The organism is Lacticaseibacillus thailandensis DSM 22698 = JCM 13996 (genome assembly GCF_001312865.1).
Classification (GTDB): Bacteria; Bacillota; Bacilli; order Lactobacillales; family Lactobacillaceae; genus Lacticaseibacillus; species Lacticaseibacillus thailandensis.
The window spans coordinates 91,014-115,736 of sequence record NZ_BBER01000001.1; the positions used below are offsets into that span (position 1 = coordinate 91,014).

26 protein-coding genes and 7 pseudogenes are annotated in these 24,723 nt (G+C 43.8%); 30 read left to right on the top strand and 3 right to left on the bottom strand.

What is annotated here, in order from left to right; genetic code table 11:
- The 19 genes and pseudogenes from JCM13996_RS00480 to JCM13996_RS00555 all read left to right on the top strand — a co-directional run bounded on the left by JCM13996_RS00480 (position 1) and on the right by JCM13996_RS00555 (position 14,520).
- Positions 1-1,576, top strand: a pseudogene (locus JCM13996_RS00480) (peptide chain release factor 3).
- A 31-nt stretch (positions 1,577-1,607) separates the two neighbouring features.
- Positions 1,608-1,979 carry a Wzz/FepE/Etk N-terminal domain-containing protein gene (locus JCM13996_RS00485; RefSeq protein WP_054749185.1) on the top strand — a complete coding sequence of 124 codons (372 nt, stop codon included), beginning with the start codon at positions 1,608-1,610 and terminating at the stop codon, positions 1,977-1,979.
- 573 nt (positions 1,980-2,552) lie between these two features.
- A complete protein-coding gene (locus JCM13996_RS00490; protein WP_054749186.1) occupies positions 2,553-3,581 on the top strand; it encodes a hypothetical protein in 1,029 nt (342 codons plus the stop codon).
- A gap of 27 nt (positions 3,582-3,608) precedes the next feature.
- Positions 3,609-4,406 (top strand): DUF4422 domain-containing protein, encoded by a 798-nt coding sequence (locus JCM13996_RS00495; RefSeq protein ID WP_054749187.1) that lies wholly within the window; start codon positions 3,609-3,611, stop codon positions 4,404-4,406.
- A 113-nt stretch (positions 4,407-4,519) separates the two neighbouring features.
- Entirely contained in the window at positions 4,520-4,957 is a 438-nt protein-coding gene (locus JCM13996_RS12665; RefSeq protein ID WP_082383730.1) for a CDP-glycerol glycerophosphotransferase family protein, read from the top strand.
- Complete coding sequence (locus JCM13996_RS12135) at positions 4,902-5,603, top strand: CDP-glycerol glycerophosphotransferase family protein (RefSeq protein ID WP_054749188.1); 702 nt, start codon at positions 4,902-4,904, stop codon at positions 5,601-5,603. The genes JCM13996_RS12665 and JCM13996_RS12135 overlap by 56 nt, the downstream gene beginning before the upstream one ends.
- Positions 5,604-5,633: 30 nt before the next feature.
- Positions 5,634-6,596: a glycosyltransferase family 2 protein gene (locus tag JCM13996_RS00505; protein ID WP_054749189.1), complete on the top strand. Its 963-nt coding sequence runs from the start codon at positions 5,634-5,636 to the stop codon at positions 6,594-6,596.
- A 23-nt stretch (positions 6,597-6,619) separates the two neighbouring features.
- Positions 6,620-7,207, top strand: a complete 588-nt coding sequence (locus JCM13996_RS00510; RefSeq protein ID WP_054749190.1) for a glycosyltransferase — start codon at positions 6,620-6,622, stop codon at positions 7,205-7,207.
- Positions 7,146-7,703, top strand: coding sequence for a glycosyltransferase (locus JCM13996_RS00515; protein ID WP_156321780.1), 558 nt, complete (start codon positions 7,146-7,148; stop codon positions 7,701-7,703). The genes JCM13996_RS00510 and JCM13996_RS00515 overlap by 62 nt, the downstream gene beginning before the upstream one ends.
- A 26-nt stretch (positions 7,704-7,729) precedes the next feature.
- Positions 7,730-8,829, top strand: a pseudogene (gene glf / locus JCM13996_RS00520) (UDP-galactopyranose mutase); the annotation flags it as partial.
- A 4-nt stretch (positions 8,830-8,833) separates the two neighbouring features.
- Positions 8,834-10,093 (top strand): flippase, encoded by a 1,260-nt coding sequence (locus JCM13996_RS00525; RefSeq protein ID WP_439646446.1) that lies wholly within the window; start codon positions 8,834-8,836, stop codon positions 10,091-10,093.
- Between the two features lie 179 nt (positions 10,094-10,272).
- Positions 10,273-10,689: pseudogene (locus JCM13996_RS00530) on the top strand (GtrA family protein).
- Positions 10,690-10,925: 236 nt separating this feature from the next.
- Positions 10,926-11,354 carry a YfhO family protein gene (locus JCM13996_RS12670; RefSeq protein ID WP_054749192.1) on the top strand — a complete coding sequence of 143 codons (429 nt, stop codon included), beginning with the start codon at positions 10,926-10,928 and terminating at the stop codon, positions 11,352-11,354.
- Positions 11,336-11,551 (top strand): annotated as a pseudogene (locus JCM13996_RS12675) (YfhO family protein); the annotation flags it as partial. The gene JCM13996_RS12670 and the pseudogene JCM13996_RS12675, both read left to right, overlap by 19 nt.
- Before the next feature lie 37 nt (positions 11,552-11,588).
- Positions 11,589-11,945, top strand: a complete 357-nt coding sequence (locus JCM13996_RS12680) for a YfhO family protein (RefSeq protein WP_369395674.1) — start codon at positions 11,589-11,591, stop codon at positions 11,943-11,945.
- Positions 11,876-12,397, top strand: a complete 522-nt coding sequence (locus tag JCM13996_RS12140) for a YfhO family protein (RefSeq protein ID WP_263848851.1) — start codon at positions 11,876-11,878, stop codon at positions 12,395-12,397. The genes JCM13996_RS12680 and JCM13996_RS12140 overlap by 70 nt, the downstream gene beginning before the upstream one ends.
- Entirely contained in the window at positions 12,381-12,953 is a 573-nt protein-coding gene (locus JCM13996_RS13260; protein WP_054749194.1) for a YfhO family protein, read from the top strand. The genes JCM13996_RS12140 and JCM13996_RS13260 overlap by 17 nt, the downstream gene beginning before the upstream one ends.
- A 51-nt stretch (positions 12,954-13,004) precedes the next feature.
- Positions 13,005-13,595 (top strand): YfhO family protein, encoded by a 591-nt coding sequence (locus tag JCM13996_RS13265; RefSeq protein ID WP_054749195.1) that lies wholly within the window; start codon positions 13,005-13,007, stop codon positions 13,593-13,595.
- A 2-nt stretch (positions 13,596-13,597) separates the two neighbouring features.
- Positions 13,598-14,520, top strand: a pseudogene (locus JCM13996_RS00555) (glycosyltransferase family 2 protein).
- Between the two features lie 103 nt (positions 14,521-14,623).
- Here JCM13996_RS00555 and galE read toward each other — a convergent pair.
- Positions 14,624-15,616, bottom strand: coding sequence for a UDP-glucose 4-epimerase GalE (gene galE, locus JCM13996_RS00560; protein ID WP_054749196.1), 993 nt, complete (start codon positions 15,614-15,616; stop codon positions 14,624-14,626).
- A gap of 357 nt (positions 15,617-15,973) precedes the next feature.
- Here galE and JCM13996_RS00565 point away from each other — a divergent pair, with 357 nt between their 5' ends.
- From JCM13996_RS00565 to JCM13996_RS13275, 8 genes and pseudogenes are all read left to right on the top strand, one after another.
- On the top strand, positions 15,974-16,600 hold the full coding sequence (locus JCM13996_RS00565; protein WP_225353390.1) for a sugar transferase: 627 nt from the start codon (positions 15,974-15,976) through the stop codon (positions 16,598-16,600).
- A gap of 33 nt (positions 16,601-16,633) precedes the next feature.
- On the top strand, positions 16,634-17,032 hold the full coding sequence (tagD, locus tag JCM13996_RS00570) for a glycerol-3-phosphate cytidylyltransferase (RefSeq protein ID WP_054749198.1): 399 nt from the start codon (positions 16,634-16,636) through the stop codon (positions 17,030-17,032).
- A 144-nt stretch (positions 17,033-17,176) separates the two neighbouring features.
- Positions 17,177-18,653 (top strand): annotated as a pseudogene (locus JCM13996_RS00575) (nicotinate phosphoribosyltransferase).
- A 13-nt stretch (positions 18,654-18,666) separates the two neighbouring features.
- Positions 18,667-19,495 (top strand): annotated as a pseudogene (gene nadE / locus JCM13996_RS00580) (NAD(+) synthase).
- A 131-nt stretch (positions 19,496-19,626) separates the two neighbouring features.
- Entirely contained in the window at positions 19,627-20,229 is a 603-nt protein-coding gene (locus tag JCM13996_RS00585; RefSeq protein ID WP_500778407.1) for a glycosyltransferase-like membrane protein, read from the top strand.
- A gap of 13 nt (positions 20,230-20,242) precedes the next feature.
- The gene (locus JCM13996_RS13270) at positions 20,243-20,515 is read left to right on the top strand and encodes a glycosyltransferase-like membrane protein (RefSeq protein ID WP_500778404.1); all 273 of its coding nucleotides are present in this window, start codon (positions 20,243-20,245) and stop codon (positions 20,513-20,515) included.
- Complete coding sequence (locus tag JCM13996_RS00590; RefSeq protein WP_054749200.1) at positions 20,427-20,951, top strand: glycosyltransferase-like membrane protein; 525 nt, start codon at positions 20,427-20,429, stop codon at positions 20,949-20,951. The genes JCM13996_RS13270 and JCM13996_RS00590 overlap by 89 nt, the downstream gene beginning before the upstream one ends.
- The gene (locus tag JCM13996_RS13275; RefSeq protein WP_500778405.1) at positions 20,951-21,103 is read left to right on the top strand and encodes a glycosyltransferase-like membrane protein; all 153 of its coding nucleotides are present in this window, start codon (positions 20,951-20,953) and stop codon (positions 21,101-21,103) included. Before JCM13996_RS00590 ends, JCM13996_RS13275 begins: the two co-directional genes overlap by 1 nt.
- 163 nt (positions 21,104-21,266) lie before the next feature.
- Here JCM13996_RS13275 and JCM13996_RS00595 read toward each other — a convergent pair whose 3' ends face one another.
- A complete protein-coding gene (locus tag JCM13996_RS00595; protein WP_156321785.1) occupies positions 21,267-21,818 on the bottom strand; it encodes a hypothetical protein in 552 nt (183 codons plus the stop codon).
- Positions 21,819-21,913: 95 nt separating this feature from the next.
- On the bottom strand, positions 21,914-22,120 hold the full coding sequence (locus JCM13996_RS00600; protein WP_054749202.1) for a hypothetical protein: 207 nt from the start codon (positions 22,118-22,120) through the stop codon (positions 21,914-21,916).
- 171 nt (positions 22,121-22,291) lie between these two features.
- Here JCM13996_RS00600 and JCM13996_RS00605 point away from each other — a divergent pair, with 171 nt between their 5' ends.
- The 3 genes from JCM13996_RS00605 to JCM13996_RS00610 are packed head-to-tail and all read left to right on the top strand — an operon-like array spanning position 22,292 to position 24,691.
- Complete coding sequence (locus JCM13996_RS00605) at positions 22,292-23,659, top strand: GW dipeptide domain-containing protein (protein ID WP_054749203.1); 1,368 nt, start codon at positions 22,292-22,294, stop codon at positions 23,657-23,659.
- Positions 23,638-23,787, top strand: coding sequence for an SH3-like domain-containing protein (locus tag JCM13996_RS12685; protein ID WP_162205147.1), 150 nt, complete (start codon positions 23,638-23,640; stop codon positions 23,785-23,787). The genes JCM13996_RS00605 and JCM13996_RS12685 overlap by 22 nt, the downstream gene beginning before the upstream one ends.
- Positions 23,762-24,691: an SH3-like domain-containing protein gene (locus tag JCM13996_RS00610; protein WP_054749204.1), complete on the top strand. Its 930-nt coding sequence runs from the start codon at positions 23,762-23,764 to the stop codon at positions 24,689-24,691. Before JCM13996_RS12685 ends, JCM13996_RS00610 begins: the two co-directional genes overlap by 26 nt.
- The last annotated feature ends 32 nt before the right edge of the window (positions 24,692-24,723 follow it).

Genomic DNA, 24,723 nt, shown 5'->3' on the forward strand with positions numbered 1-24,723 from the left:
ATGAAACAATCAGAACTGGAACAGGCGGTGGCTAAGCGCCGGACCTTTGCCATTATCTCCCACCCGATGCTGGGAAGACGACGATTACGGAGCAACTCCTCCTTTTTGGTGGGGTGATTCGTGAAGCCGGCACGGTGAAGGGACGGAAGTCGAGCCACTTTGCTAAGTCGGACTGGATGGCGATTGAAAAGCAGCGGGGGATCTCCGTGACGAGTTCCGTGATGCAGTTTGACTATCAAGGCAAGCGCATTAATATTTTGGACACCCCCGGGCATGAAGATTTCTCCGAAGATACATACCGTACCCTGATGGCGGTGGACGCTGCGTCATGGTTATCGATAGCGCCAAGGGGATCGAAGCCCAGACCAAGAAGCTATTCAAAGTGGTGAAGGATCGGGGTATCCCCATTTTTACCTTTATGAACAAGTTGGACCGGGATGGCCGGGAACCGCTGGACCTCATTGCTGAGTTGGAAGATTTGCTGGGCATCGAGGGTTACGCGATGAACTGGCCGATGGGGTCCGGCAAGACCCTGTTAGGCCTATACGACCGCGTTAATCACCGCGTCGAGCGCTACCGTCCGGCCTCACCGGCGGAGCGCTTTGTGGCGCTAGATGACGCGGGACGGTTGCCCGCGGATGATCCAATCGCGCAAGAAGCAACGTACCGGTCCACGCTGGATGAGATTGAGCTACTGGATGATGCGGGCAACCAGTTTGATGTTGACAAGATTGCACGCGGTGACCAGACACCCGTATTCTTCGGCAGTGCCCTAACCAACTTTGGCGTAGAGACGTTCCTGAACAGCTTTGTGCAATACGCCCCGGCGCCAACGGCCAAGAAGACCGTGGATGGCACGGAGGTGGAGCCAACCAACAACCAGTTCAGCGGCTTCGTTTTCAAGATCCAGGCCAACATGAATCCCAACCACCGGGATCGCATCGCCTTTGTGCGGATTGTCTCCGGTGAGTTCACCAAGGGCATGGACGTGACCTTGCAACGGACTGGCAAAACGATCCGGCTGAATAACTCAACCGAGTTTATGGCAGCTGAACGCGAAACTGTCACTGAGGCGGTCGCGGGCGACATCGTGGGGCTGTACGATACCGGTAATTTCCAAATTGGTGACACCATTTATGCCGGGAAGCACGGGGTGGCATTTGAGCCACTGCCGCAGTTCACCCCGGAAATCTTCATGAAGGTCACGCCGAAAAACGTGATGAAACAGAAGAGCTTCCACAAGGGGATGCAACAGCTGGTGCAAGAAGGTGCCGTGCAGCTGTACCGGACGTATTCAACCAACGAGTACATTCTTGGTGCTGTCGGCCAGCTGCAGTTTGAGGTGTTCAAGTTCCGGATGCAAAACGAATACAATTCGGAAGTGGAAATGACACCGATGGGTAACCGGACGGCCCGTTGGATCGATCCGGACCAGTTGGACGAGAAGATGAGTTCGTCACGGAACCTGCTGGTGAAGGATGTACACGGCGACCCGCTGCTTTTGTTTGAGAACGCCTTTGCGGAGCGCTGGTTCCACGATAAGTATCCGGACGTGAAGTTGACGAGTAAGTTGTAGCCAAGATAATAAAACGGGGTTATGTAGATTCATGAAAAACGAAATTGAAGTCAAAGAACTGTTTATCATCCTCAAAAAGAGCCTATTAAAGATGGTGGCGTTAGCGATAATTTTTGGTGGATTAGCTTTTGTCTACACACACTTTATGAAGAGCTCGACATATTCTTCGCAAGCAGCAATTTTGGTTAACAATAACAATGGCAAGAAGAGTGGCACTGGTCGCTTTCGCGAGCAGCAGGCCGATATTCAAGTGATTACTACCTACAAGGAAATAGCTAGAAGTAACCCAGTGGCTAAAGCAGCGGTAAGGAATCTAACAAGCAATCACAATCATGATTTTGCTAAGAAATATTCAAGGAAAAAGTTGAACTATGAAAAGCTAGGTAAAAAAAATTTCGGTTAGCAGTCTGACTAATTCCCAGATGATTTACATCAGTGCAAACACTAAGTCTTCAAAGCAGTCGCGGGACTATGCCAACGCAGTTGCACAAGCCTTTATTGCGCGGGTACGGCACCTAATGCACAATAATGATTTGACCATCGCGGCTAAGGCAGTTACGAAATCTAAGCCAGTTTCGAAGCACACGAGCGTAATGGTTGTTACGGGAGTTGTTTTTGGTGCGTTTGTAGGTTTTGCCTGGGAATTTGTACGAGAACGAGTTCGTTAACATTGAGGCACTGAAGGCCAACCAATGCAATTGGTTGGTTTGCTTGTATTAGTGAGGTTAATTGTCGATGCAAATAGGTAACTATTTAAGGCGTACTAGCTTGGAAAATGCCCCACTGACGGCACGTGAAACGGTTTACTTGGTAGGCTTTGCTTGATCTTTTTGGCTTTTTTTTCTTAAGTCCACGTTGATATTACAGTGGACACCGTTGATTGGCTGGATTATCAAGTGGGGCCGTGTTGCCGGGTTGGGCATAGTTTTAATCTCGGTTTTTTTTCACTAAACGGGTTTCACTGCCAATATTAGCCATGATGGCGATGGCATTTTACTTTGCTTATGTGATCCGGTATTTTTCTAGTTATAATATGTTCTACTTTCTCGCCTTAGTATTTTGCGCTTATGGTGTGCGTGGACGCAAAATTGTGGGTACAGCGCTTTTGGAAACGATCTTACTTGTTTTAATTACAGTTATGATCTGTGCGATGGGCGATATTGATAACTTGCGCTATCGTCGTGAGGGCCTGGTACGCCAATCCCTGGGCTTTATTTACCCAACGGACTTTGCGGCTCACCTGACATTTTTGGCCATTCTCTTTGGCGTTTATAAAAATGATCACTACCGTGTGCGTGATGGTCTTGCAATTATGTGCATGGCGGTGTTTGCCTACTACGTATGTAATGCCCGGCTAGATAGCATTGTTATTGCACTGTCAGTTGTGTTGTTTATGCTTAATGCTTTTACTTTTCATTCCAAATGGCTTCGGAAAAATGTTTCTAATTTAGCGACAGTGGCTTTAAGTATCGGGTATCCAATTCTTTTAATAGGCACGTTTTATTTGTCTATTGCCTGGCAAAATGGTTCACAGTTTGCAGACAAAATTAATCATTTGTTGTCGAGTAGGATATCACTAGTGGCTGAGGCATTAACACGGTATACCATTAATTGGTTTGGACAGTACGTTTCAATGTCTGGTTATGGCGGAGTCGCCGGTAAAAACATGGATCGGACGATATATGGGTATTTTATGATTGATAGTTCCATGGCGCAGTTAGTCATTATGTATGGAATAGTGATGGCAATTATTACATCAATCATAGTTTATGTAATAATTTTCAGGACCGGCAGAAAGCATTATCTCGCGTTACAGATTGGCTTAGGCTTGGTACTATTGCACGCTTTTGTAGCTCAGTTTTTGTTTAACCCGGGGTATGACTGCATTTTGTTTTTAGCGTTTGCTAACCTTAACTATGGGTTTGATACGGCCTTCCATGAGCGCCCAGAATACGACGATTTAGATCAGCTTCAGCCTAACGGTTTATTGCAGGCAATTTGTTAGTTAACACACTCGGAGGCCAATAGAAACATGGACAGTTTGTTTATTGGGGTTGCGGCACATAAGCAGTACCAAATGCCCTCAGATAGCGTTTATCATCCCATCCAGGTTGGGGCTTTAGATAAACCAACTTTATCCGGATATCAACGCGACGATGATGGCGACAACATCTCAGCACTTAACCCTAACTTCAGCGAATTAACAGCTACGTACTGGTTGTGGAAAAATTGTGCGGCAGATTACAAGGGGTTAGTTCATTATCGCCGGTATTTTACTATTAACAAGCCACTTAATCCGTTCAGTGTAGGTAAATTTTCTCAAGTGATGACTGCTCAGCAGTGGCATCAGCTGTTGGCTAAATACCCGGTAGTACTGCCGACTAAGCGGCATTATTATGTGGAAACACTTTACTCGCACTACCAACATTCGCACGATATTGAACCGCTTGATGTAACTCGTGGTATCATTCAGCGCAACTTACCTGATTATTTAACCAGTTTTGACAAAGTTATGCAGCGTAAAAGTGCCCATATGTTTAACATGTTTGTTATGCGGACCGATTATTTTGATGCCTATTCAACTTGGTTGTTTGGTATTCTTTTCGATTTACGCAATCATATCGATATTGCCCAATATAGTGTGCAAGAAGCTCGCGTGTTTGGGTATATTAGTGAACTTCTGTTAGATGTTTGGTTGGATGTGCAGCAGCCGCTGTTTACTGAGGTACCAGTCATGTTTATGGAAAATCAGCACTGGGCCAAGAAAATCTGGTATTTTGGGATGCGTAAATTGTTAGGCGGCAGTAAAAAGGATGCTCATATTGAGTGAGTTAAGGGTAGTTTAAATGGTTAAACTTCAGCAGATTGCTAGCAAAATTAAAGGCTCAAGTTTTTTTTGGGCTGGCTGTACATATCTTTTTTTTAGCACGTATTTTAAGTTAATTGATTTTTTTTACTAAGACGGACAAGAAACAAATACTTTTCGTGAGTTTTTCGGGTCGTCAGTACAGTGATAGCCCACGTGCAGTGTATGAAAAGATGCTCACTGATTCTCGGTTTGGGGATTATCATTTTGTCTGGGGGGTGCGCAACGACCATATGGTGCCACCCAATAAACGGACTGTTTGTGTCAATATCAATTCATTAGGGTACTATCGGATACTGGCCCAGTCTGGCGTGTGGATTGGTAACACCAGCGTTGAGCGTTTAATTCATGTGTCGGGGCGTCAGCACCTGTACCTGCAAACCTGGCACGGTATTCCTCTCAAACACTTGGGCCCTGACGAGCCAGAACTGAACTTTTTGACGCGTTACTGGTATAAACATGCAAAATTTGACTTACTCACTGCGTCAGGAAAATATGATCAAAAAAATATTTAAGCACATTTTTCCGAGTTCTCGGTCAACGCAAATTACGGGTTTACCCAGAAATGAAGGACTCGGTAAAGATGTAAACAGCGGTAAACTAGTAAAATTGCGTCATTCCTTGGGTTTGGATTACGGCAAACCCACTCTCTTATTGGCACCAACTTTTCGAGAATATCAGCAGGATGATAGTACTGGCGAAACCAAATTAACACTAGATTTTTCACACCAACAAGCCGAACGATTGTTGAATAAATTTAATGTTCTTTACCGTGGTCATTATTTTGTCGGACAGACGCAAAATAACCCGTTTGTTGATGTGTCTAAATTCAGTAATCTGAATCAGTTGATGGAAATCAGCGATCTTCTGGTCACGGACTACTCTAGCATCATGTTTGATTTTTCCCTATTGCACAAGCCAGTGATGCTTTTAATAGAGGATTTGGATGAATATTCCGCCAAGCGGGGATTGTATATTGATCCACGTGAACTAGGTTTAAGTTTTGCAATGAGTGTTCAAGAGTTGGTTGACTTGCTTCAGAATGTGGACCTTACCAGTGAGAGCGCAAAGGTGGAGGCCTTTGTCCAGCGGTTTAATCCCATCACAGATTTAGGTTACGCGTCGCGGGTCATAATGAAGAAAGTACTTAATTTTCAATGAGCGTACTTTCTTTTGAAATGAGGTTTCTTCATGGTTAAATTCTCTGTGATTATTACAGCGTATAACGTCGAGAATTATCTTCAGCGTGCGGTCAAATCGGTACTGTCACAAACATTTACTGATTTTGAATTACTCGTGGTGGATGATGGGTCGACCGATAACACAGTTACTGTGGCTAAAAGCTTGGCCAATAATGATAATCGTGTGAAGATAATACTGCAATCAAATCAAGGTGTTGCCACTGCACGTAACAATGGTATTAATCATGCAAGGGGCGAATATATTCAGTTTGTTGACGCTGATGATGTGGTTAGCAGTAATTTCTTGGCAGATATTAATGTGCGTGTGCAACGAGGAGTGGACGTCTTAATTTCTGATTACCGGACTTTCTCAGGCAACGTTGCAGATGCTAAGGACAGTTACTTCAGACTGAGAAACGCTGAACTTACCGGTTTGGTAGCCACGCAGTTCCTTTTTCTCAATTTAGTTCCAAACTTCTCCTGGGCTTTTTGCGTTCGTCGACAGATTTATCTTGGAAATGATTTGAAGTTTCCGGCTGGGCGTATTTTTGAAGATAATTCGTTGTATTACAGGCTGTTATTTGTTGCTGAGTCTGTAAAAATCTGTGACCTTAAAAATTACTATTACTTTCAACGGCGAGATTCGTACGTACATGTCTACTCACAGAGAAGCATTAAGGACTTGTTAGTAATGTTGAACGAAGTTGAAGTATTTGCTCGGCAGCATGGAGGGAAGATTGCGTCTACTAGCCAGGAATATTTAATTAAGCGTTACTTTAAGGCGTACACAATGTGTGTTGTTGGGTATGATGGTGATGATAATAGCGCCTTATTGGCTAAGGTAAATCATCACATTAAGACGATGAAGCCTTATCGGCCACGCAATAAGAAGATGCGGTTAAAAAAGTTGCTTTGGCAACTGGGAATTTTAAAACCGGTAGTGCTATTTTCAAATCGGCATTTAGGTGCATGAGGCAAACAAATTAGGAGATTAGAATGAGCATTTATAATGTTGGCGCTTATCTTGGTAGTACGGGCAATCAGTACTCTGCTGTTAGTAAGCCAATTGCAGATGTGATTAAAATCATGGCGCCATTAGGAGTTCATGACATGGGCTCAATTGCGTCGGTCCCGGATCGTTTTGGGGGCCGCCTGGTCTCGAAAAGTAACTTGACACACGCCTTTGGTAATTTACAGGCCGGTGATTGCCTAGTGGTACAATACCCACTTTATGTTAATTATCCAGCTGCGGCGCAAATCATGAGCTATCTACGTAAACAGGGAGTCAAAACTATTGCCTTCATTCATGATATCAATCCACTGCGTTTCACTGAGCGAACCTTGAAGGATACCATTTTACGCCCCAGCACCAGAATGTCTTACGCGGTAAAATGCTTAAACCTTTTTAGTCATATTATTTATCCAAATGCTTCAATGCAGAAAGCAATGGAGCGGCGTGGGGTCCGTGTACCGGCCAATACCTTAAAATTTTACGACTATCTGGTTAATCAGGATGATTCCAGTGATCGAAGTGGTAATTTATCTGCAGGAACTAATTTTAGGCGCTTATTTTTTTGCAGGTAATTTGGATAAGTCAACATTCTTGCAACACTACCGTTCCAGTGGTGTCGGTGTGAACTTTGTAGTTTTTGGGCAAGAACCTAAGGGTTACAAATTGCCAGATGCAATCTGTTACCGGGGTGCTAAGGCTCCCGACCAGTTGCCTAAGTTTTTAAAGAATGGTTTTGGTCTAGTCTGGGACGGTGTTAGTGCTAATACCGTTAAGGGCGGCTGGGGGGAATACTTGCGCTATAACAATCCTTATAAAGCGTCATCTTACTTGGCTGCAGGAATTCCTCTGATTGTTTGGCGCGAATCAGCTTTGGCTGAAATTGTGCAAAAGTCCAATATCGGTATCTTAGTTGATTCTTTGGCTGATGCAGAACAACAAATTGCTGAACTAAAGTTAGAAGAGTTTGCACAGATGGAACGCAACGTCATGGATTTTAGAAATAAACTTGTTAAGGGGCAATTTACTGAAGCTGCTGTTAAGGAAGCATTTAGCGCCGTTGGTGTTTGAGAGTTAATTCAGGAGGAAACATTGTTATGGATTATTTAGTTGTCGGTTCTGGTTTGTATGGAGCCGTATTTGCCAATGAAGCGGCGAAAGCCGGGAAGACCGTTAAGGTGATTGAGAAGCGTGATCACGTGGCGGGAAATATTTACACTAAAGAAATTGATGGTATTCAGGTACATATGTATGGTGCGCACATTTTCCACACTTCCGAAGACCGTATTTGGAACTATGTGAACCAGCTGGCGACGTTTAATCGGTACACGAACCAGCCAATTGCTAACTACCATGCGAAATCTACAACATGCCTTTCAACATGAACACCTTTAACAAGCTGTGGGGTGTGGTCACTCCTGCTGAGGCCAAGGCTAAGATTGAAGAGCAACGTCAGGTGCTCGGGGGAAAGGAACCCGAAAATCTGGAAGAGCAGGCTATTTCCCTGGTTGGTACCGATATCTACAATAAGCTGGTCAAGGAGTATACCGAGAAGCAGTGGGGCCGGCCAACCACTGAACTTCCAGCGTTTATCATTAAGCGTTTGCCGGTACGCTTTACTTACGATAACAACTACTTCAACGATAAGTATCAAGGTATTCCTGTTGGTGGTTATACGCAGATTGTTGAAAAGTTGCTTGACCATCCTAACATCGAAGTTGAGTTGAACGCCGACTACTTCGCCGACCGTGACAAGTACGATGCAATGGCTGACAAAATTGTGTATACGGGCATGATTGACCAATTCTACGGTTATAAGTATGGCGAGCTTGAGTACCGTTCGTTACGCTTTGAAACTGAAGAATTGGATACACCCAACTACCAGGGTAACGCGGTAGTTAATTACACGGATAAGGATCACGCCTTCACCCGTATCATTGAACACAAGCACTTTGAGGGTACGGATACTGACAAGACCATCATTACCCACGAATACCCGAAGACCTGGCACAAGGGTGATGAACCATATTACCCGGTCAATGATGATAAGAACAGTGCCTTGTACCGTAAGTACTACGAATTAGCCCGCCAAGATAAGGATCGCGTGCTGTTTGGTGGTCGCTTGGGTATGTACAAATACTTCAACATGGATCAAGTCATTGGGGCGGCACTGTACGCGGCGAAAAAAAGAGTTGAGTTAAATGAAGATTGTCAAAAATTACCTCTACAACGTGGGCTATCAAGTCTTTATTTTGATAGTGCCGCTGCTGACCACGCCTTATATTAGTCGTGTGTTGGGCAGTTACGGTGTTGGGGTCAATGCTTATACTAATTCCGTGGTGACCTACTTTGTGCTCTTTGGTAGCATTGGGGTCACTCTTTATGGTAACCGGACGATTGCGTATCAACGTGATGATTTTAAAAAGCGCAGCCAATCATTTTGGGAAATCACGTTTATGCGCTTTATCACCATTATTGGTGCATATGTGGCGTTCGGTATTTTCTTTATGATAACGGACAGATATCATGAATTTTACTTTGCGCAGTCATGGCAGATTTTGGCGGCGGCACTGGATATATCCTGGTTCTTTATGGGATTAGAGGATTTTGGGAAGACCGTCTTACGTAATTTTGCGGTAAAAATTATTTCGGTTATCATGATTTTTACCTTCATCAAGAATTCAAGCGATGTTAACCTTTATATCCTGATTCTGACGTTATCAACGTTGTTTGGTAATTTGACGTTGTGGCCGTATATGCGCAAGTACGTGCGCAAGCCTGATTGGCACAATCTGCATATATGGCAGCACTTGCGGCCGTCGCTGGCATTATTTGTACCGCAGATTGCGACCCAAATTTATCTGGTACTCAACAAAACCATGCTGGGTGCTATGGATGGCGTTAACAGTTCTGGGTACTACGAGTATTCTGATCGTATTGTGAAATTAGTGCTTGCAGTGGTTACTGCTACTGGCACGGTCATGTTGCCACGAATGGCCAATACTTTTGCTAAAAAGGATTTCAAGAAGTTGAATGAGTACTTGTATCGTTCATTTGACTTTGTGACGTTGTTGTCGGTTGCCATGGCGTTTGGGACGGCAGCCGTATCGCCAAAGTTTGCACCGTGGTTTATGGGATCACAATTTACGGTCACTGGTAAATTAATTCCCATTGAATCGATCATCATTGTGATGATTGCTTGGAGCAACGCAATCGGCACCCAGTATTTGCTGCCTATCGGTAAGAACAAGGAATACACCATATCAGTTACAGGCGGAGCGATTGCGAACTTGATTTTGAATGTGCCCTTAATTCTTTGGCTAGGCGTTTATGGGGCTATTATTTCGACGGTTTTATCCGAAGTGGTCGTTACGTTGATTCAGGTGTTATTTGTACGTAACCGGGTTGATTATCGCCGACTTTTTTTTCTGGCTTGTGGAAGTATTTATTGTCTGGGCTGATTATGTATGCTGTGGTTTATACGATGAATGCAAAAATGAATGCCGGCTTTAAAGAATTTGTTCTGCAAATTGTTGTGGGTATGGTTGTGTATACGGTAATGATTCTACTGACACGGCCCGCCCCTGTACATTATTTTGGCATCATCCGTTCAAAAATTAAGCGATGAGGGACATGCATTATGGTTAGGGAACTGTTTGTCAAGTATAAAAGTATCATTGCCTACCTTTTTTTGGGGCGTAATCACTACCATCGTTAACATCGGCGTATTCATGATTTGGTTTCAACTGGGCGGTAATTACCAGGTCGGTACTGTACTGGCGTGGTTTCTATCGGTCCTGGTAGCTTTTTTTCAGTAATAAAGTATGGGTGTTTAATAGCCACTATGGTAGTTTCAGCGATACGTTACGGGAGCTGGTGTCATTTTTTTGGGGCGCGCTTAGTCACGTTGGCGATGGATATGCTGATTACATGGATTGGAATCTCATTACTGCACTGGGACGCGTTGGTTGTTAAGATTCTGGACAACGTGATTGTTGTGATTGCCAATTATGTTTTGAGCAAGTTGTTTGTGTTTCGGAAAAGTAAGGATGTGTGAGTCAAACTAATAGTAGACGAGTCTGATCACCATTGTATTCGCTTGAATAACCTTTTTAAGTTGTCATGTCCGTTGGGCAGAATTGGTATCATGTTGGCTTGATAAGTGAGTTGTCACCCTCAAAAAGGACTGTTCTAGAAAAATTCTTGCAGTTAAGCCTACAGTCAACTGCGGGTAAATGATAGGGGTGGGATAATTAATTTAGTGTGCATTTTTTTGAAATGGGGGAGTCTCTTATGAGAAAAACAATTAGGCCTGCTAATCTGGCTTTTTACGTGAGTTCTTTATTGGTTCCTAGTATTTTTACGATATTAGTTTTTTTTATCACGCATGTAGCACCGTTCGGTCATAACACGGTGGCGAGCGTAGATTTTAGCAATCAATATATGGCGTTGTTCGCTTATTTGAAGAGAGCTCTAGCGGGCAATGCATCTTGGGCCTACTCGAGTGAGTTTGGCTTGGGTGGAAATGTTTTCGGCGTCATTACATATTACCTGTTAAGTCCGCTAAACGTGATATTGCTCTTCTTCCATGTTACTGAGTTGCCTTACTTTGGAACGTTAATTACAGTGGTGAAAATCTCATTAATTGGTTTCACAACTTTTTTTTGTTTTTACAGAAGTCGAAGTTTGTTAATGAGGAATTATTGTGTGGTTCCCAACTAAGGTTCAAGAACTATACTTCGTTGATGTTTTCGAGCTTCTTCCCATTGTGTAGTTTTGTATTTGCGTACAAGGAATGCATAATGTGGCTTGATGCACTCGTATTATTGCCTCTTGTATTGTTAGGGATGGACAGGATAATTTATGGCCGACGTCCGCTACTTTTCATTGTTTCGGCATCTGGCGCAATAATTACAAATTTTTACTTTGGTTACATAGTTCTTTTATTTTCTGGTATTGTTTTTGTTTTTTTGGATTATTCGTGCTTTGCTTTGCAAGATGAAGAGCATTGCGATTACGGTAATTTGTTTTGCTTTTTCCAGTGTACTTGTCCTCCTGATTTCAGCTGTTGTAACTTTGCCAGGGTTTCTTGGCTCATCTCAGGTTCGAAAGAGCGCAATCTTCCACTTTTGGCCAGTGTATAGTTTTCCAAATTTAATTAGTCAGCTTTTCAGCGAAAGCCAGGTTTTTAATACAAATTTACATGTCCCGATTATCTATGTGGGATTACTTGTTTTAGTTGTATTTTTTTATTTTTTTTCATGCAATCAGGCGTCAGGTTTATCGATAGGGCTTTGGCAGGGGCAATGCTGATTTTCGTTGTTTTCACAACGTGGATTGATTTTTTTTACTTGATATGGCATGCAATGGCCTGGCCAAATGGTTACCCTCAACGTGAATCTTTCGTGATTCCCTTCATCTTTTGCGTCCTTGGTTATGTGGCTTTGCTTCGGGCATTTGATGACAGTTCAAGTAAGTTTGCTAAGCAATTATTTGCGTCCTTCACCCTAATTTTAACACTAGCATTTATTGGCACGGTGCATATGTCACTCGAATATATGTTAGTCGTCCTGATTGTAACTTTAGCTATTTGCGTATTTTTGTACTTGTTTGTTGCGTATCGACGTCTTAGGTATTTTGCAATTTCATTTGTGCTTGCTTTAGTATCGTTGTTTTACGTTGACTTTAAAGTTGAAAGGCTTTCTGCTAATGAAAGCATGAAAGTAGGGGCATATAAAAAAATTTATTTTGCAAAGTTGGGATGAGATAAGTTTTGTAACTAGAAACGATAAATCTAATTACAGAATCGGCAATAGGTACCAAGCTAATGACAATGATCCTATTACATTAGGTTACAACGGCGTTTCCAATTATGTTTCTCAACAATCGACACAATTGACTGATTTCCTCTCGGCTGTGGGGTATTATCAAAAGCACCAGCCTTGGACCAGATGGTCAAATTTCAATAATGGTTCTACGCTTTCATTTGATAGGCTGTTGGGAATTAAGTACACATATGGTAATAACTCGAAAAATTTTTCAAAAATTGTAGAGGATGCCAATGCCAATGGCATGAGCGGTGATAATACTTTTCTAACGATGCCGGTCGCATCTGGGGTAAGTAAAATCACCAAAGGTCATTGGTTTGGTACGAGAGATGTAAATGCGTTCCCATTGGTATTTAGGGCAAATGGTGATACTGTCAACAAAGCTCTACAAGTTGAATATAGTCCAACGCATAATCCGTTTTTGGTGCAAAACGAGGTTTGGAAGCGATTGGCTGGGTCGCAGAACATGATGATTAATCAACCACTAGAATGACAAAGAAAATTAATAGTTTTGAAAGTGTTCTTAACCATTCAGGCAACGTGTATGCTTTTTTTTCCTACCGCTGAAAAGGAAACACCAGCTGCAGTCAAAGTTAAGGTTAATGGTAAAATAGTATCAGATTTAAATCAGAGTGATGCTGAGAACGGCATAGTTTATCTTGGCAAGTTTGAACGCAATCAGAAAATAACAGTTACACTTGACAAAATGGTCAAGGAATCTCTTGTTACTTACCAAGCTCCTTTTATTGCGGTGGAAAATGAGCAGTCATTCAAATTGGCACGCCAGAAATTGGTTGATCAATCGATAGATGGGATTTCTTTGAAGGGTGCCTGCCTTAAATTTTTAACTGGGTCAGAATTTTCGCATGGAACTGTTGTCACTACAATTCCCTTCGATTCTGGGTGGAAAGGCTTTGTAGATGGACGACAAGAAAAATTACGTAGAGTCGCTGGGGAGTTTATGGGTATTGATGTCCCAAGTGGCAGGCACAAGGTTGTACTTAAATATGAGGTCCCTGGGTTAAGGCTTGGATTAATTTTATCACTCACTGGCATACTGATTTTGACGGTTTTTATTTGTACCAGTTCATGGCTATCACATGTTCGAGTTGAAAATAGTTTACGGGAGGATTAAGGATGCAAACATTTGCGGCAATTATCCCATGCCATAATGAAGAAGAAAATGTTCCCTTGATTTACGCTGAATTAGAAAAAAACATTTAGCCAGTTATCAGACTATCATCTGATTACTTGGTTCGTTAATGATGGTTCGACTGATAAAACGCTAATGGCTATCCAAATGCTTCAGTCTAGTAATCCTGATGTGCATTACATTGATATGTCTCGAGCATTCGGCAAGGAAGCGGGGATGTATGCTGGCTTGTCTAATGCTAAAGCGGATTTTTATTGTATTTTGGATGCTGATTTGCAAGACCCGCCATCAATGATTCCAGATATGCTTGATGGCATAAGTAATGGTTACGACGTTGTTGGTGCTGCGCGGACTAATAGAGCGGGGGAACCACCAGTACGATCATTTTTTTGCGAACTTGTTCTATAAAATCATTAACGCGGTTAGTTCAACGCCAATTATTCCGGGTGCTCGTGACTTTCGTGTTATGACTAGACAGGTTGTCGAAGCAGTCCTATCGTTATCCGAAAGCCAGCGCTTTAGCAAAGGGTTGTTTAGTTGGGTTGGGTTCAAAACCAAGTATTTGCCGTATAAAAATGTTGAGCGTAAACATGGTGAGACTAGTTGGAATTTTATGAGCTTGCTCAATTATTCGATTGATGGGCTAGTCGATTATTCCGATGCCCCGTTAACGCTGGTCTCAGGTCTGGGTTTGATTAGTTTTGTTGGGGCTGCACTTGCGTTAATTTTTATCGTCGTACGCGCAGCTATTTATGGCGATCCGACGGCGGGGTGGCCGTCGATGGTTTCAATTATGTTAATGATTGGTGGGCTACAATTACTAGCCATTGGCATCGTTGGGCGGTACATCGGCCGGATTTTTCTTGAAGTGAAGAAACGTCCAATCTACATTGCCAAAAAAAATTAAGTAGTTAAAAAGCATCAATTGTGTTGTTGCTCTAACTCGGAATGTTCCGGGTCCGCACAGTAAACACAACTGACGCTTTTTTTAATGTTTAGTGAATGTCATTTTACTTGTCGTTGTAACCGTTAGGGTGAGTTGAATGCCATTTCCAAGCAGTAGCAATGATCTTTTCAATATCATCGTACTGCGGCTTCCAGCCGAGAACCTTACGGGCCTTGGAAGAATCAGCAATCAAGGTATCAGGATCACCGGGACGCCGTGGCGCATCTTCAGCAGGAATTTCCTTGCCGGTTGCTTTACGAGCCGCTTCCAGAATTTGACGGTTGGAGAAACCAGTGGCGGAACCGAGATTGAAGGCGTTACTGTCGTTGCCTGCAGCCAGGTACTTGAGGGCTAGAATATGTGCATCAGCTAAATCAACCACATGGACATAATCCCGCACGTTGGTGCCATCCGGAGTGTCATAATCACTACCGAAAATCTTGAGTTTGTCACGTTGACCGTTGGCCACTTGCAGAACAATTGGTACTAGGTGAGTTTCGGGGCCGTGGTCTTCACCGATGGAGCCGTCCGCCTTGGCACCAGCAACGTTGAAGTAACGTAGGGCGACAAACTTGATGCCATAAGCCAAGTCGGACCAATGCATGATTTTCTCCATCATCAACTTACTTTCGCCATAAGGGTTGATGGGCTCCTGCTTGTCAGTTTCTTTGATGGGCACACGCTCGGGAGTGCCATAAGTTGCGGCGGTGGAACTAAAGACGATGCGCTTCACGTTGAACTCGTTCATTACTTCCAGAACACTGATAAGTCCCGCAGTGTTGTTATCAAAGTAGTCCAGCGGTTGCTGCATGCTTTCTGGAACAATGGAAAAGGCAGCAAAGTGGACAACTGCCTCAATGTCCTCTTGACGGAATACGGAACGCATAAAGTCCTTATCGCGGACGTCACCCTTGTAAAAACGTGCCTCTGGCCGCACTGCAGCCCGATGTCCTTTAACTAAGTTGTCAACGACCGCGACGTCGCTGCCCTGATCAACCAAACGGTCAACCATGTGTGAACCAATATAACCGGCTCCCCCCAAAACAAGTACTGTCATACTATTTCCTCCAAGTTCAATTGTGAAATTCTTGTTACAGTATACGCACAGTGTAGCATACTGTACGTGCTTTCATGGTATGATTCTACTCGTGTGTTGCAAGTCGGGGGACTGTGCACTTATTTGTATAAGGATTACTTAATAATTGCTCTTTACGTCTATGAACTGCACTGAACACGGAGTTCAGCGTGGTAATATGGACGTAAGTTAGGGTTTGTGGTAAATTCAGCGATAACGGATTTACGCCAAATGTTCGAACCGGGACAAGCATTACTGGTGAAATTTTTGTTCTGGGGACGATATTTTAGGAGAGAATAAATCATGAAAGCAAGTACTAGTACTACTGGAGTTGAACTTATGCGTGCCAGCACAGTTGTATACAAAGTGACCAAGCGCCTGATGGACATTGTTGGTAGCTGTGTTGCATTGGTCATCTTTTCACCCGTTATTTTGTATATTGTAATTGCTATTAAACTAGAAGATCACGGCCCTGTTTTGTACAAGCAAACGCGTGTAGGCAAGAACGGTCAGGAGTTTGAGCTGTGGAAGTTCCGTTCCATGGTGCAAGGTGCTGATAAGATTAAGGGACAGTTGGCCGATCAAAACGAAATTGAAGATGGGCCAATGTTTAAGATTAAGGATGATCCGCGTATCACCAAAGTCGGTAAATTCATCCGGCATCATTCACTAGATGAAGTGCCGCAGTTCGTGAACATTCTCAAAGGTGATATGAGCCTCGTAGGGCCACGTCCAGCGTTGCCGCGCGAGGTGGCTGAGTATGATGAACGGGATATGGAACGTCTGCAAGTGATTCCAGGCTTAACTGGTTTGTGGCAGGTTAGTGGCCGGAGCAAATTGACGTTTGCACAAATGGTGGATTTGGACTTAACGTACATCAATCACCGGTCAATTTGGTTCGACATTCGGATTATTTTTAAGACGTTCCTGCAGATGTTTGATCCTAAAGACTCTGGTGCGTACTAATTATAAGAAAATTATTTACTGAGAGGACCCTTTATGAAACGCGTTATCACGTATGGTACGTTTGATCTATTGCATTATGGACACATTGAATTACTACGGCGAGCAAAGGCGTTGGGTGACTACCTCGTTGTTGGCCTGTCCACTGATGAGTTTAATTGGGACAGTAAGCGCAAGAAGGCCTATTTTCCCTACGAGAAGCGGAAGGCCCTGCTCGAAGCAATTCGCTATGTTGATTTAGTGATTCCCGAAAAGTCCTGGGATCAGAAGGATTCAGATATTGCGGAATATCACATTGATACCTTCGTGATGGGCGATGATTGGGCTGGTAAGTTTGATTTTGTTGAAAAGGATACTGGTGCGCAGGTGATATACTTGCCACGGACCCCAGAAATTTCCACCTCGAAAATTAAACAAGATTTGAACATGAAGTAGCTGTTTATGCTGATTGTTTTGCCAGTATATGGGCTGAACAACTGGTGTTGAAGCCGTCAACGGGGTAAAATACCCGTGACGGCTTTTTTTCTGTAAATAAGGCGATGGGGTTTGACCACCGCATAACCGTGAAGGAGAAATATAATGACAACCACATTTCCCGATGACAGCCTAGCGCTGCATACGGATTTGTATGAAATTAACATGATGTATACCTACTGGCGTGAGGGCATCGCGGAACGCAACGCAGTGTTTGAATCGTATTTCCGCACGATTCCCTATGGCAATGGGTATGCCGTTTTTGCCGGGCTCGAACGGGTGGTGCAATATCTGCAAGGTCTGCGTTTTAGTGACACGGATATTGCGTACCTACGTGAGACCCAGGATTATGAAGAGGACTTTCTTCAATACCTTAAGGACATGCGTTTGGGCTTAAGTATCCGTTCAGCTCTGGAGGGTGACTTAGTCTTCAACAATGAACCCGTTATGCAGATTGAAGGTCCGTTGGCGCAAGGCCAGTTGGTGGAAACCGCCATTCTGAACATCATTAACTATCAGATTTTGATTGCAACCAAGGCGGCGCGAATTCGGTCCGCGGCGGGGAACGATCCGCTGTTGGAATTTGGTTCCCGGCGAGCGCAAGAGATGGATGCGGCACTGTGGGGCACCCGGGCGGCCTACATCGGCGGGTTTGATGCTACTAGCAATGTGCGGGCAGCCAAAATCTTTGATATTCCGGCCAGTGGTACCCATGCACACTCACTTATTCAAACCTATCGTAGTGATTACAAGGGCATGATGGCTTATGCCAAAACGCACCACGACTGTGTGTTCCTAGTCGACACGTATGACACGTTACGCAGTGGGGTGCCAAGCGCAATTCGTGTGGCCACAGAAATGGGTGACAAGATTAACTTTCAGGGTGTTCGGATTGATAGCGGTGATATGGCCTACATCAGTAAACGGGTGCGTCAGCAGCTCGACGAGGCTGGCTTTGATCAAGCGAAAATTTATGCGTCCAACGACCTGGATGAAAAAAACCATCCAGAACCTAAAAATGCAGGGAGCCAAAATTGATGTTTGGGGTGTAGGCACGCGCGTAATTACTGCGTACGACCAACCAGCATTAGGGGCAGTCTACAAGCTGGTCTCAATTGAAAACGGCGATGGCCAGATGGTCGACACCATCAAGCTATCGAGCAACGCCGAGAAGGTTTCAACGCCCGGTAAGAAACAGGTTTGGCGTATTACCGATACGAAGGATGGTAAGTCAGAAGGGGATTACATCGCGGTCAGTGATGAGGATCCGGCGGCTCAGTCCGAGCTGTACATGTTCCATCCTAATTACACGTACATTAACAAGACGTTGCACAACTTTACGGCGCGTCCGGTGCTGCAGGAGATTTTTGATCATGGTGAGTTGGTTTACGATTTGCCTAATCTACACGATATCCGGGCCTATGCAGCAAGCAACATGGATTCCCTTTGGGATGAATATAAACGTGATTTAAACCCACAGGAATACCCGGTGGATCTGTCACAAAAGTTATATGACCACAAAATGGATTACATTAAGCAGGTTCGTGCTGCTGTAGCTAAGTCGATTAATGAGTTAAATTAGTGGGAGATTGAACATGCGAGCATTACAAAAGCAGATTATTGAAACGTTACACGCAGTACCCAGCATTGATCCAGAAAGGGAAATTCGGAAACGGGTCGATTTTTTTGAAGGACTACTTGAAGGCTAATCCCTTTTTGAAGACCTACGTTTTGGGTATTTCCGGCGGTCAGGACTCTAGTTTGGCTGGTGCCCTTGCTGAACGCGCCGTGTCTGAAATGCGGAAAGAAACGGGGGATGACAGTTACAAGTTCATCGCTGTACGCTTACCTTATGGTGAGCAGGCTGATGAAGCTGACGCCATGCAGTCAATTGCGTTTATGCAAGGTGATGAGACCATGCGCGTCAACATCAAGGCGAGCGTAGACGCGATGGAGCAGGCGGTTGAGGCCAATGGCTTACAGGTTTCCGACTTTAACAAGGGCAATATTAAGGCCCGTGCGCGGATGATTGCGCAGTACGCCATCGCGGGGCAAACGCATGGGGTGGTAATTGGCACTGATCATGCCGCAGAAGCGGTGACTGGCTTTTATACCAAGTTTGGTGATGGTGGTGCTGATCTGACCCCGCTAACTGGACTGAACAAGAGCCAGGGGGCATCGATGCTCAAAGCTATGGGCGCACCAGCACATCTATACGAGAAGGCTCCAACCGCGGACTTGGAAGATAACCGTCCGGCTTTGGCCGACGAAACGGCACTGGGTGTGACCTACCGCAACATTGATGATTACCTTGAGGGCAAGGACGTGCCCGATGATGTGGCCGAGAAGATTGAAGCTTGGTACCGTAAGACGGAACACAAGCGGCATTTGCCGGCAACGTTGTTTGATAAGTATTGGCGGTAAGATGGTGCTATTAGGGAACGGGAGACCGGTCCCTTTTTCACGCTGATACAAATAGAATTTACTTTTTCTTGATGTGGGATGGTGTACTTAATTGCGACGTTTAAGTCAAACTATTGTCAACCTTTTTTTACGTGCCATTATTGCTAATAACGCTTGCTAGTGGTGTCGGACTGATTCTACCTAATATTCAGGGAATGTCTTCATCGGGGATGCGGACGTTAGATTTGACGTACATAATGGCCGCCCTGTTAGTTGTTTTTCGAAAAAGGGTTAGCGCCGTCATAAACACTATTAAACCCGCAGTTGTAAAGTATCGCTGGCTTATTTTTGCTATCTTTACAATTGCATTGATAAGTTGGCAATGTTATCTGGTCAATCTTTTATCTGGTGACAGTATCTGGGATCCAGGCATTATCGTTCGGACTGCAATGGGGCGGAAGAGTTGGGTAACGGACTACTTTTCTTGTAACCCTAATACTTTCATGTTACTAGCGGTTGAACACTGGTTTTGGCTGATTTTTGGACAGCCAAACATGCATACATTTGTTGTAATGCTTAATTATGTCAATATTGTGCTTATCGACGGTGGAATTGTTTTTCTTGCCCTGGCTGTTAAAAACTTGCTTTGGAGTACCTGGGGCTTTTGGATTTCCTTAATTATGGGTACGCTGGTTTTCGGTATCACGCCATGGGTATCCCTGCCATATTCCGACAATTGGGCTTTTTTTTCTTAGCTCTATTGGTTTATTGACTTTTGTTAAATTACTGAATTCAAAAAGAAAAACTTTTACTATAGCACTTGCATTAGTGCTTGGCGTTATTGTTGCTGTGAGCTATTTTATGAAGCCATCGCTTGTAATCTTTTATATTGCTATTGTTATTGTAAGTTTGGTTGCCCTTTTTTTCACGACGGGTTTTTGTAAGTGGTTTAATGATTTTGGCCTTAGTAATATCGTTAGTTGGTGGTGGAGTCACTGCTACTGCAATTGTTGCTTATCGCAATCACAACGAGGTGGTTAAAATCGACAATAATAAAGCTTTGCCCATGATGCATTTTGCTGCGATGGGAATTCACGGATCTGGCGGTTATAACCGTGCTGATGTTTTCAAGGATTACCGAATTAAAAGCCCCCGGCAGCGTTCTGCGAGTGACTGGAAGCTGTGGAAACAGCGATTAAGTGCGTTTGGTTCGAAAACTAATTATGAAAAGTTTTTAGTGCAGAAACAAATGAATAACACTAATGACGGGACCTTTGCATGGGGCGGAGATGGTACATTTATTGATGCCTTTGAGAAGGGAAATGCTAATGAAAATTCGATACGTAAATTATATATGCGCGACGGTGTTGCTGTTCGACAGCAGAACGGTTATGGGTTTGTCGCACAAATACTATGGGTTTTAATAATCTTGCTTGCTTTAATCAGCGCATTTTCAGCACGATTATCAGTCAGTTGATGAAATATACGGTGGTTGGGTTTTGTTTATTTTTGCTCATTTTTGAGGGAGGGAGGAGTAGATACGTAATCCAGTTTTTACCTTTTATTATAGTCTTGTCCGTGCAAGGATTAGCTTTAATTATTAAGTGGTTTAAAGAACAGGCTGCTTGAGAGCCGCTGGGAAGATAAATCATTTTCTGACATTAAGCGAAAATACAAAATTCAAATAAGTAAACAAAGCTCCGTCAAGTAAGTATTTAGTGGGTCTAAACTTGCTTGACGGAGCCTTATTCGTTTTAATGCCATTGTTGCGTTGGATGAAATGAATGATCACTTAATTCTGATAGTTTTCCATGTCAGATTCTTTTACTTTGGTTCGGCCATCTTTCTTGGCGTTAAGAATGGCTTGAGCAATGTCGGCGTCGCTCCAAGCTGATGGATCCACACCCTCGGACTGTAAATCTTTACGTGCTTGTTCAATTTCGGCGCTAGTGACGCTAGAAACTGCGTCACTCCCGTCATGGTCAGATGATGATGTTGACGAGGAAATGCTCGAAGAGGGGTTATTGTCTGATGATGAATTGTTACTATTCGTCGTAGCACTGCCGGTGGTACTTTCATTAGCATCGGTATTGGCGGTTGCGCCCTTGAGCAGGCTGACCTTGAGTTTGAGTGCTTTAATCTGAATCTGATAGTATTGTTTCGCTTGGATATCGTGGTCGCCTAACAAGTCATTAATGGTGCCCAGATCTGACGCGGAATTACCATTGCTCGCGGCCGTTTTCGCTAACGCAATTTCGTGGTTGAATGCCTTAATGGTTTGCTGGCGCACAGTGATTTTTTTTGACGAGCCGTTTCTTGGCAGCATTGATGGCTGAAGTGCCATTGTGGGTTGACTTAGCCTGCTTTAGCGCGGTAGCTAGGTGATAGTTGTTCATTTGCTTGTCCGCTGACGCAAGACTTTTTGCTGCCTTAGCATAACTAGCAGCTTTTTTTATTCTCTGTGTCATTTTGCTGGGCTACTTTGTAGTAAGCTTCAGCGGCCGAGTAGTTGCTGCTTTTCATGCTTTCATTGCCAGAAGTAATGGCGCCTTTGGCCGTTTTGCTATTATCAGTACTACATGCGGCTCCCAAAATTGCTAAAGTAGCTAGTGTGGTAACAGTAACGAATAAACCCTTTGTTGTCATTTTATCTACTCCATTCTTTTCCAATCCATCATGACACCACTTATGATGGATAAATCGGCTTCAAAAGGCAAGTGCTAACAGCCGAATTCGCAATAAAAGTGTAATATAATTCTTAAGATTTTCTTGTATAATAGCAAAGTGAAGTTAGTGGGTTACTACGGGAGAATTGATATGAATAAAATTGTTAAAGTGGCTACCGCCAGTGTGGTGGGATTAATCTCCGCGGCGGTGTTGGCAGGTTATACGGGTGTGGGTTCCCCAAAAGTTAATGCGGCGGTGATCACGCAGAGCGAGTTACATACAGGCTCATCTATCAATAGTTATATTGCGAACAATAAAATTCAGCCCGTGGGCATCACGAAAGAATTGCATACCTTTCAGATGTTTAAGTACAACACTAGTGGTAATAAGCCGGTTGGTGTGGTTTTTCATTATACGGATAATGCGTCTAATTATAGCGCCCGTAATGAGGCTAATTATGAAATTAATGGCGGATGGAAGAATGCGTTTGTACACACATTTATTGATGCTGGAACTATTCTTAACATTCACGATACCAACTATGGGTGTTGGGGATCAGGTCCACAGGGGAACAAGCGGTTCGTGCAGTTTGAACTAGTCACTGCGCGGAGCCGTAATGATTTTGCACATTCAATTAGTAACGCGGCTTGGTACGTGGCGTATTTAGCTCACGAGTACGGTTGGAACCTAACTTTGGCCTCGCAACATAATGGGTCTGGGACGTTATGGACCCATTATGATGTTACTCATTACTTGGGTGGTACTGACCACACAGACCCAATTGCTTATTTGAACAGTTGGGGGTACAACACTTCTCAATTTCTGGATTTGGCTAAAGCGTACTTTGATTACGGTGGTTTTTACGACACTATCACCTCAAATGTTGCTAAGACATACAATGCAACTATTTCTGAGAATAACCGTAATGATGGTTTGTATGCTACAGGTCCATACTACACAAGCGATCAAACACGTGTGCCCGCCACTGTTAGCGCCAAAACGTTGAATGGACAAAGCGTTAAGGTTTTGCGCCAGGCAGTGACTAAGCGAGCTACCTGGGTGCAAATTCAAACTTCTTCAGGTGCTGTCTGGTGGATGGATAAGCGCGGTATCACCGTCGATTACGACAAGGTATTGTCCAGCAGAACTGTTAGTTACTCTGCTTATCTGGATCAATCTTATCGCAATGATGGGCTCTACAAAGATGGACCATACATGACTGGACCTTCAACATTTGAATTTGCAGCCAAGCATGCCTCTCAATATGATAAACAGCCTGTTAGTGTGCTTGCTGAAGAGACTACTAGTCGCGGAACATGGGTTAAAATCCGTTTGAGCAATGGTGATACCTGGTGGATGGATAAGGCTGGTATTAAAACTTATGATTCAATTAGTGGCGAGAAGTCCCTGGGTAATGTCACAGTGCGCGTTACGCAAGATAAAAGAAATGATGGCTTATATGCTAGTGGCCTTATCACACTAGTGCACAAACAATCTTGCCAGCTGCTAAGACTTTAAAGAAGTACAACGGGCAAACTGCAACAGCCATTAGGGAAGAAAAGACACCATTAGCTACATGGGTTCAGATTAAGTTAGAAGATGGTTCAACTTGGTGGTTTGATGAGCGCGGTATTACCTTTTTTTGATTCAATTTTGTCTAAAAACGATAACACGTCAACTGTTATTGTTCGTCAAGATAATCGCAATGATGGGCTGTATGCTAGTGGGCCTTACATGACAAATAATTCTACCTTTGTGCCTGCCTGGAAGACTGCCAAGAAATACAACGGACAGCGTGCAACGGTTTTAGGTGAGGAAACCACGAAGCGTGCTACGTGGGTCCACATTAAGTTTGCCGACGGCTCCACTTGGTGGATGGATAAACGTGGCGTTGCACCATTTAGCTTCGACAAAGTATTATCCACCAGTAATGTAAGCTACAATGCACAGATTATTCAGAACTCGCGCAATGACGGTTTGTACCACGACGGACCGTACATGACTGGTGAAACCACCTACGCAACGGCGTCCAAGACCGCTAAGCCATACAATGGCCAGGCCGCCACTGTCCTTAAGGAAGAGACTACGGTTAAGGCCACATGGGTTCAGGTTAAATTGCAAAATGGTTCCACTTGGTGGATGGACAAACGCGGTATTTTGGCGTTTGATCCTATCTCTAACCGCGTGAACGTAAATTACAAGGTGCTGATTAATCAGTCGAGTCGGACTGATGGCCTGTACGCCACGGGACCATACTATACCAGTTTGGCAACTAAGCTGGCGGCGGTTAAGACTGCTAAACAGTTCAACGGTCAAGAAGCTACTGTCACTGTTGAAGCCACTACGCCTCGCGCAACTTGGTACTTGTCAAGTTTGCCAATGGGTCTAGTTGGTGGATGGATAAACGTGGTGTTACACCGCAACAGTAATAGTTACTTTAGTAAGGCAAGGTGGCCATATGCTTACCTTGCTTTTACTGTACATATAGATGTGGCAAACACTGAAATCAGTAAAGGAACTTTGGTATGGATAAAAGCAATAAACAATTAATCAGGTTTTATAAACATTCGCACTATTCGCAA

What these genes read in the sequence shown, in the direction of transcription:
- JCM13996_RS00485 (WP_054749185.1), top strand. Translation starts at nt 1,608, where the DNA reads ATGAAAAACGAAATTGAAGTCAAAGAACTGTTTATCATCCTCAAAAAG.
- JCM13996_RS00490 (WP_054749186.1), top strand. Translation starts at nt 2,553, where the DNA reads ATGATGGCGATGGCATTTTACTTTGCTTATGTGATCCGGTATTTTTCT.
- JCM13996_RS00495 (WP_054749187.1), top strand. Translation starts at nt 3,609, where the DNA reads ATGGACAGTTTGTTTATTGGGGTTGCGGCACATAAGCAGTACCAAATG.
- JCM13996_RS12135 (WP_054749188.1), top strand. Translation starts at nt 4,902, where the DNA reads ATGCAAAATTTGACTTACTCACTGCGTCAGGAAAATATGATCAAAAAA.
- JCM13996_RS00505 (WP_054749189.1), top strand. Translation starts at nt 5,634, where the DNA reads ATGGTTAAATTCTCTGTGATTATTACAGCGTATAACGTCGAGAATTAT.
- JCM13996_RS00510 (WP_054749190.1), top strand. Translation starts at nt 6,620, where the DNA reads ATGAGCATTTATAATGTTGGCGCTTATCTTGGTAGTACGGGCAATCAG.
- JCM13996_RS00525 (WP_439646446.1), top strand. Translation starts at nt 8,834, where the DNA reads ATGAAGATTGTCAAAAATTACCTCTACAACGTGGGCTATCAAGTCTTT.
- JCM13996_RS12670 (WP_054749192.1), top strand. Translation starts at nt 10,926, where the DNA reads ATGAGAAAAACAATTAGGCCTGCTAATCTGGCTTTTTACGTGAGTTCT.
- JCM13996_RS13265 (WP_054749195.1), top strand. Translation starts at nt 13,005, where the DNA reads ATGCTTTTTTTTCCTACCGCTGAAAAGGAAACACCAGCTGCAGTCAAA.
- galE (WP_054749196.1), bottom strand. Translation starts at nt 15,616, where the DNA reads ATGACAGTACTTGTTTTGGGGGGAGCCGGTTATATTGGTTCACACATG.
- JCM13996_RS00565 (WP_225353390.1), top strand. Translation starts at nt 15,974, where the DNA reads ATGCGTGCCAGCACAGTTGTATACAAAGTGACCAAGCGCCTGATGGAC.
- tagD (WP_054749198.1), top strand. Translation starts at nt 16,634, where the DNA reads ATGAAACGCGTTATCACGTATGGTACGTTTGATCTATTGCATTATGGA.
- JCM13996_RS00590 (WP_054749200.1), top strand. Translation starts at nt 20,427, where the DNA reads ATGATTTTGGCCTTAGTAATATCGTTAGTTGGTGGTGGAGTCACTGCT.
- JCM13996_RS13275 (WP_500778405.1), top strand. Translation starts at nt 20,951, where the DNA reads ATGAAATATACGGTGGTTGGGTTTTGTTTATTTTTGCTCATTTTTGAG.
- JCM13996_RS00595 (WP_156321785.1), bottom strand. Translation starts at nt 21,818, where the DNA reads ATGGCACTTCAGCCATCAATGCTGCCAAGAAACGGCTCGTCAAAAAAA.
- JCM13996_RS00600 (WP_054749202.1), bottom strand. Translation starts at nt 22,120, where the DNA reads ATGACAACAAAGGGTTTATTCGTTACTGTTACCACACTAGCTACTTTA.
- JCM13996_RS00605 (WP_054749203.1), top strand. Translation starts at nt 22,292, where the DNA reads ATGAATAAAATTGTTAAAGTGGCTACCGCCAGTGTGGTGGGATTAATC.
- JCM13996_RS00610 (WP_054749204.1), top strand. Translation starts at nt 23,762, where the DNA reads ATGAGCGCGGTATTACCTTTTTTTGATTCAATTTTGTCTAAAAACGAT.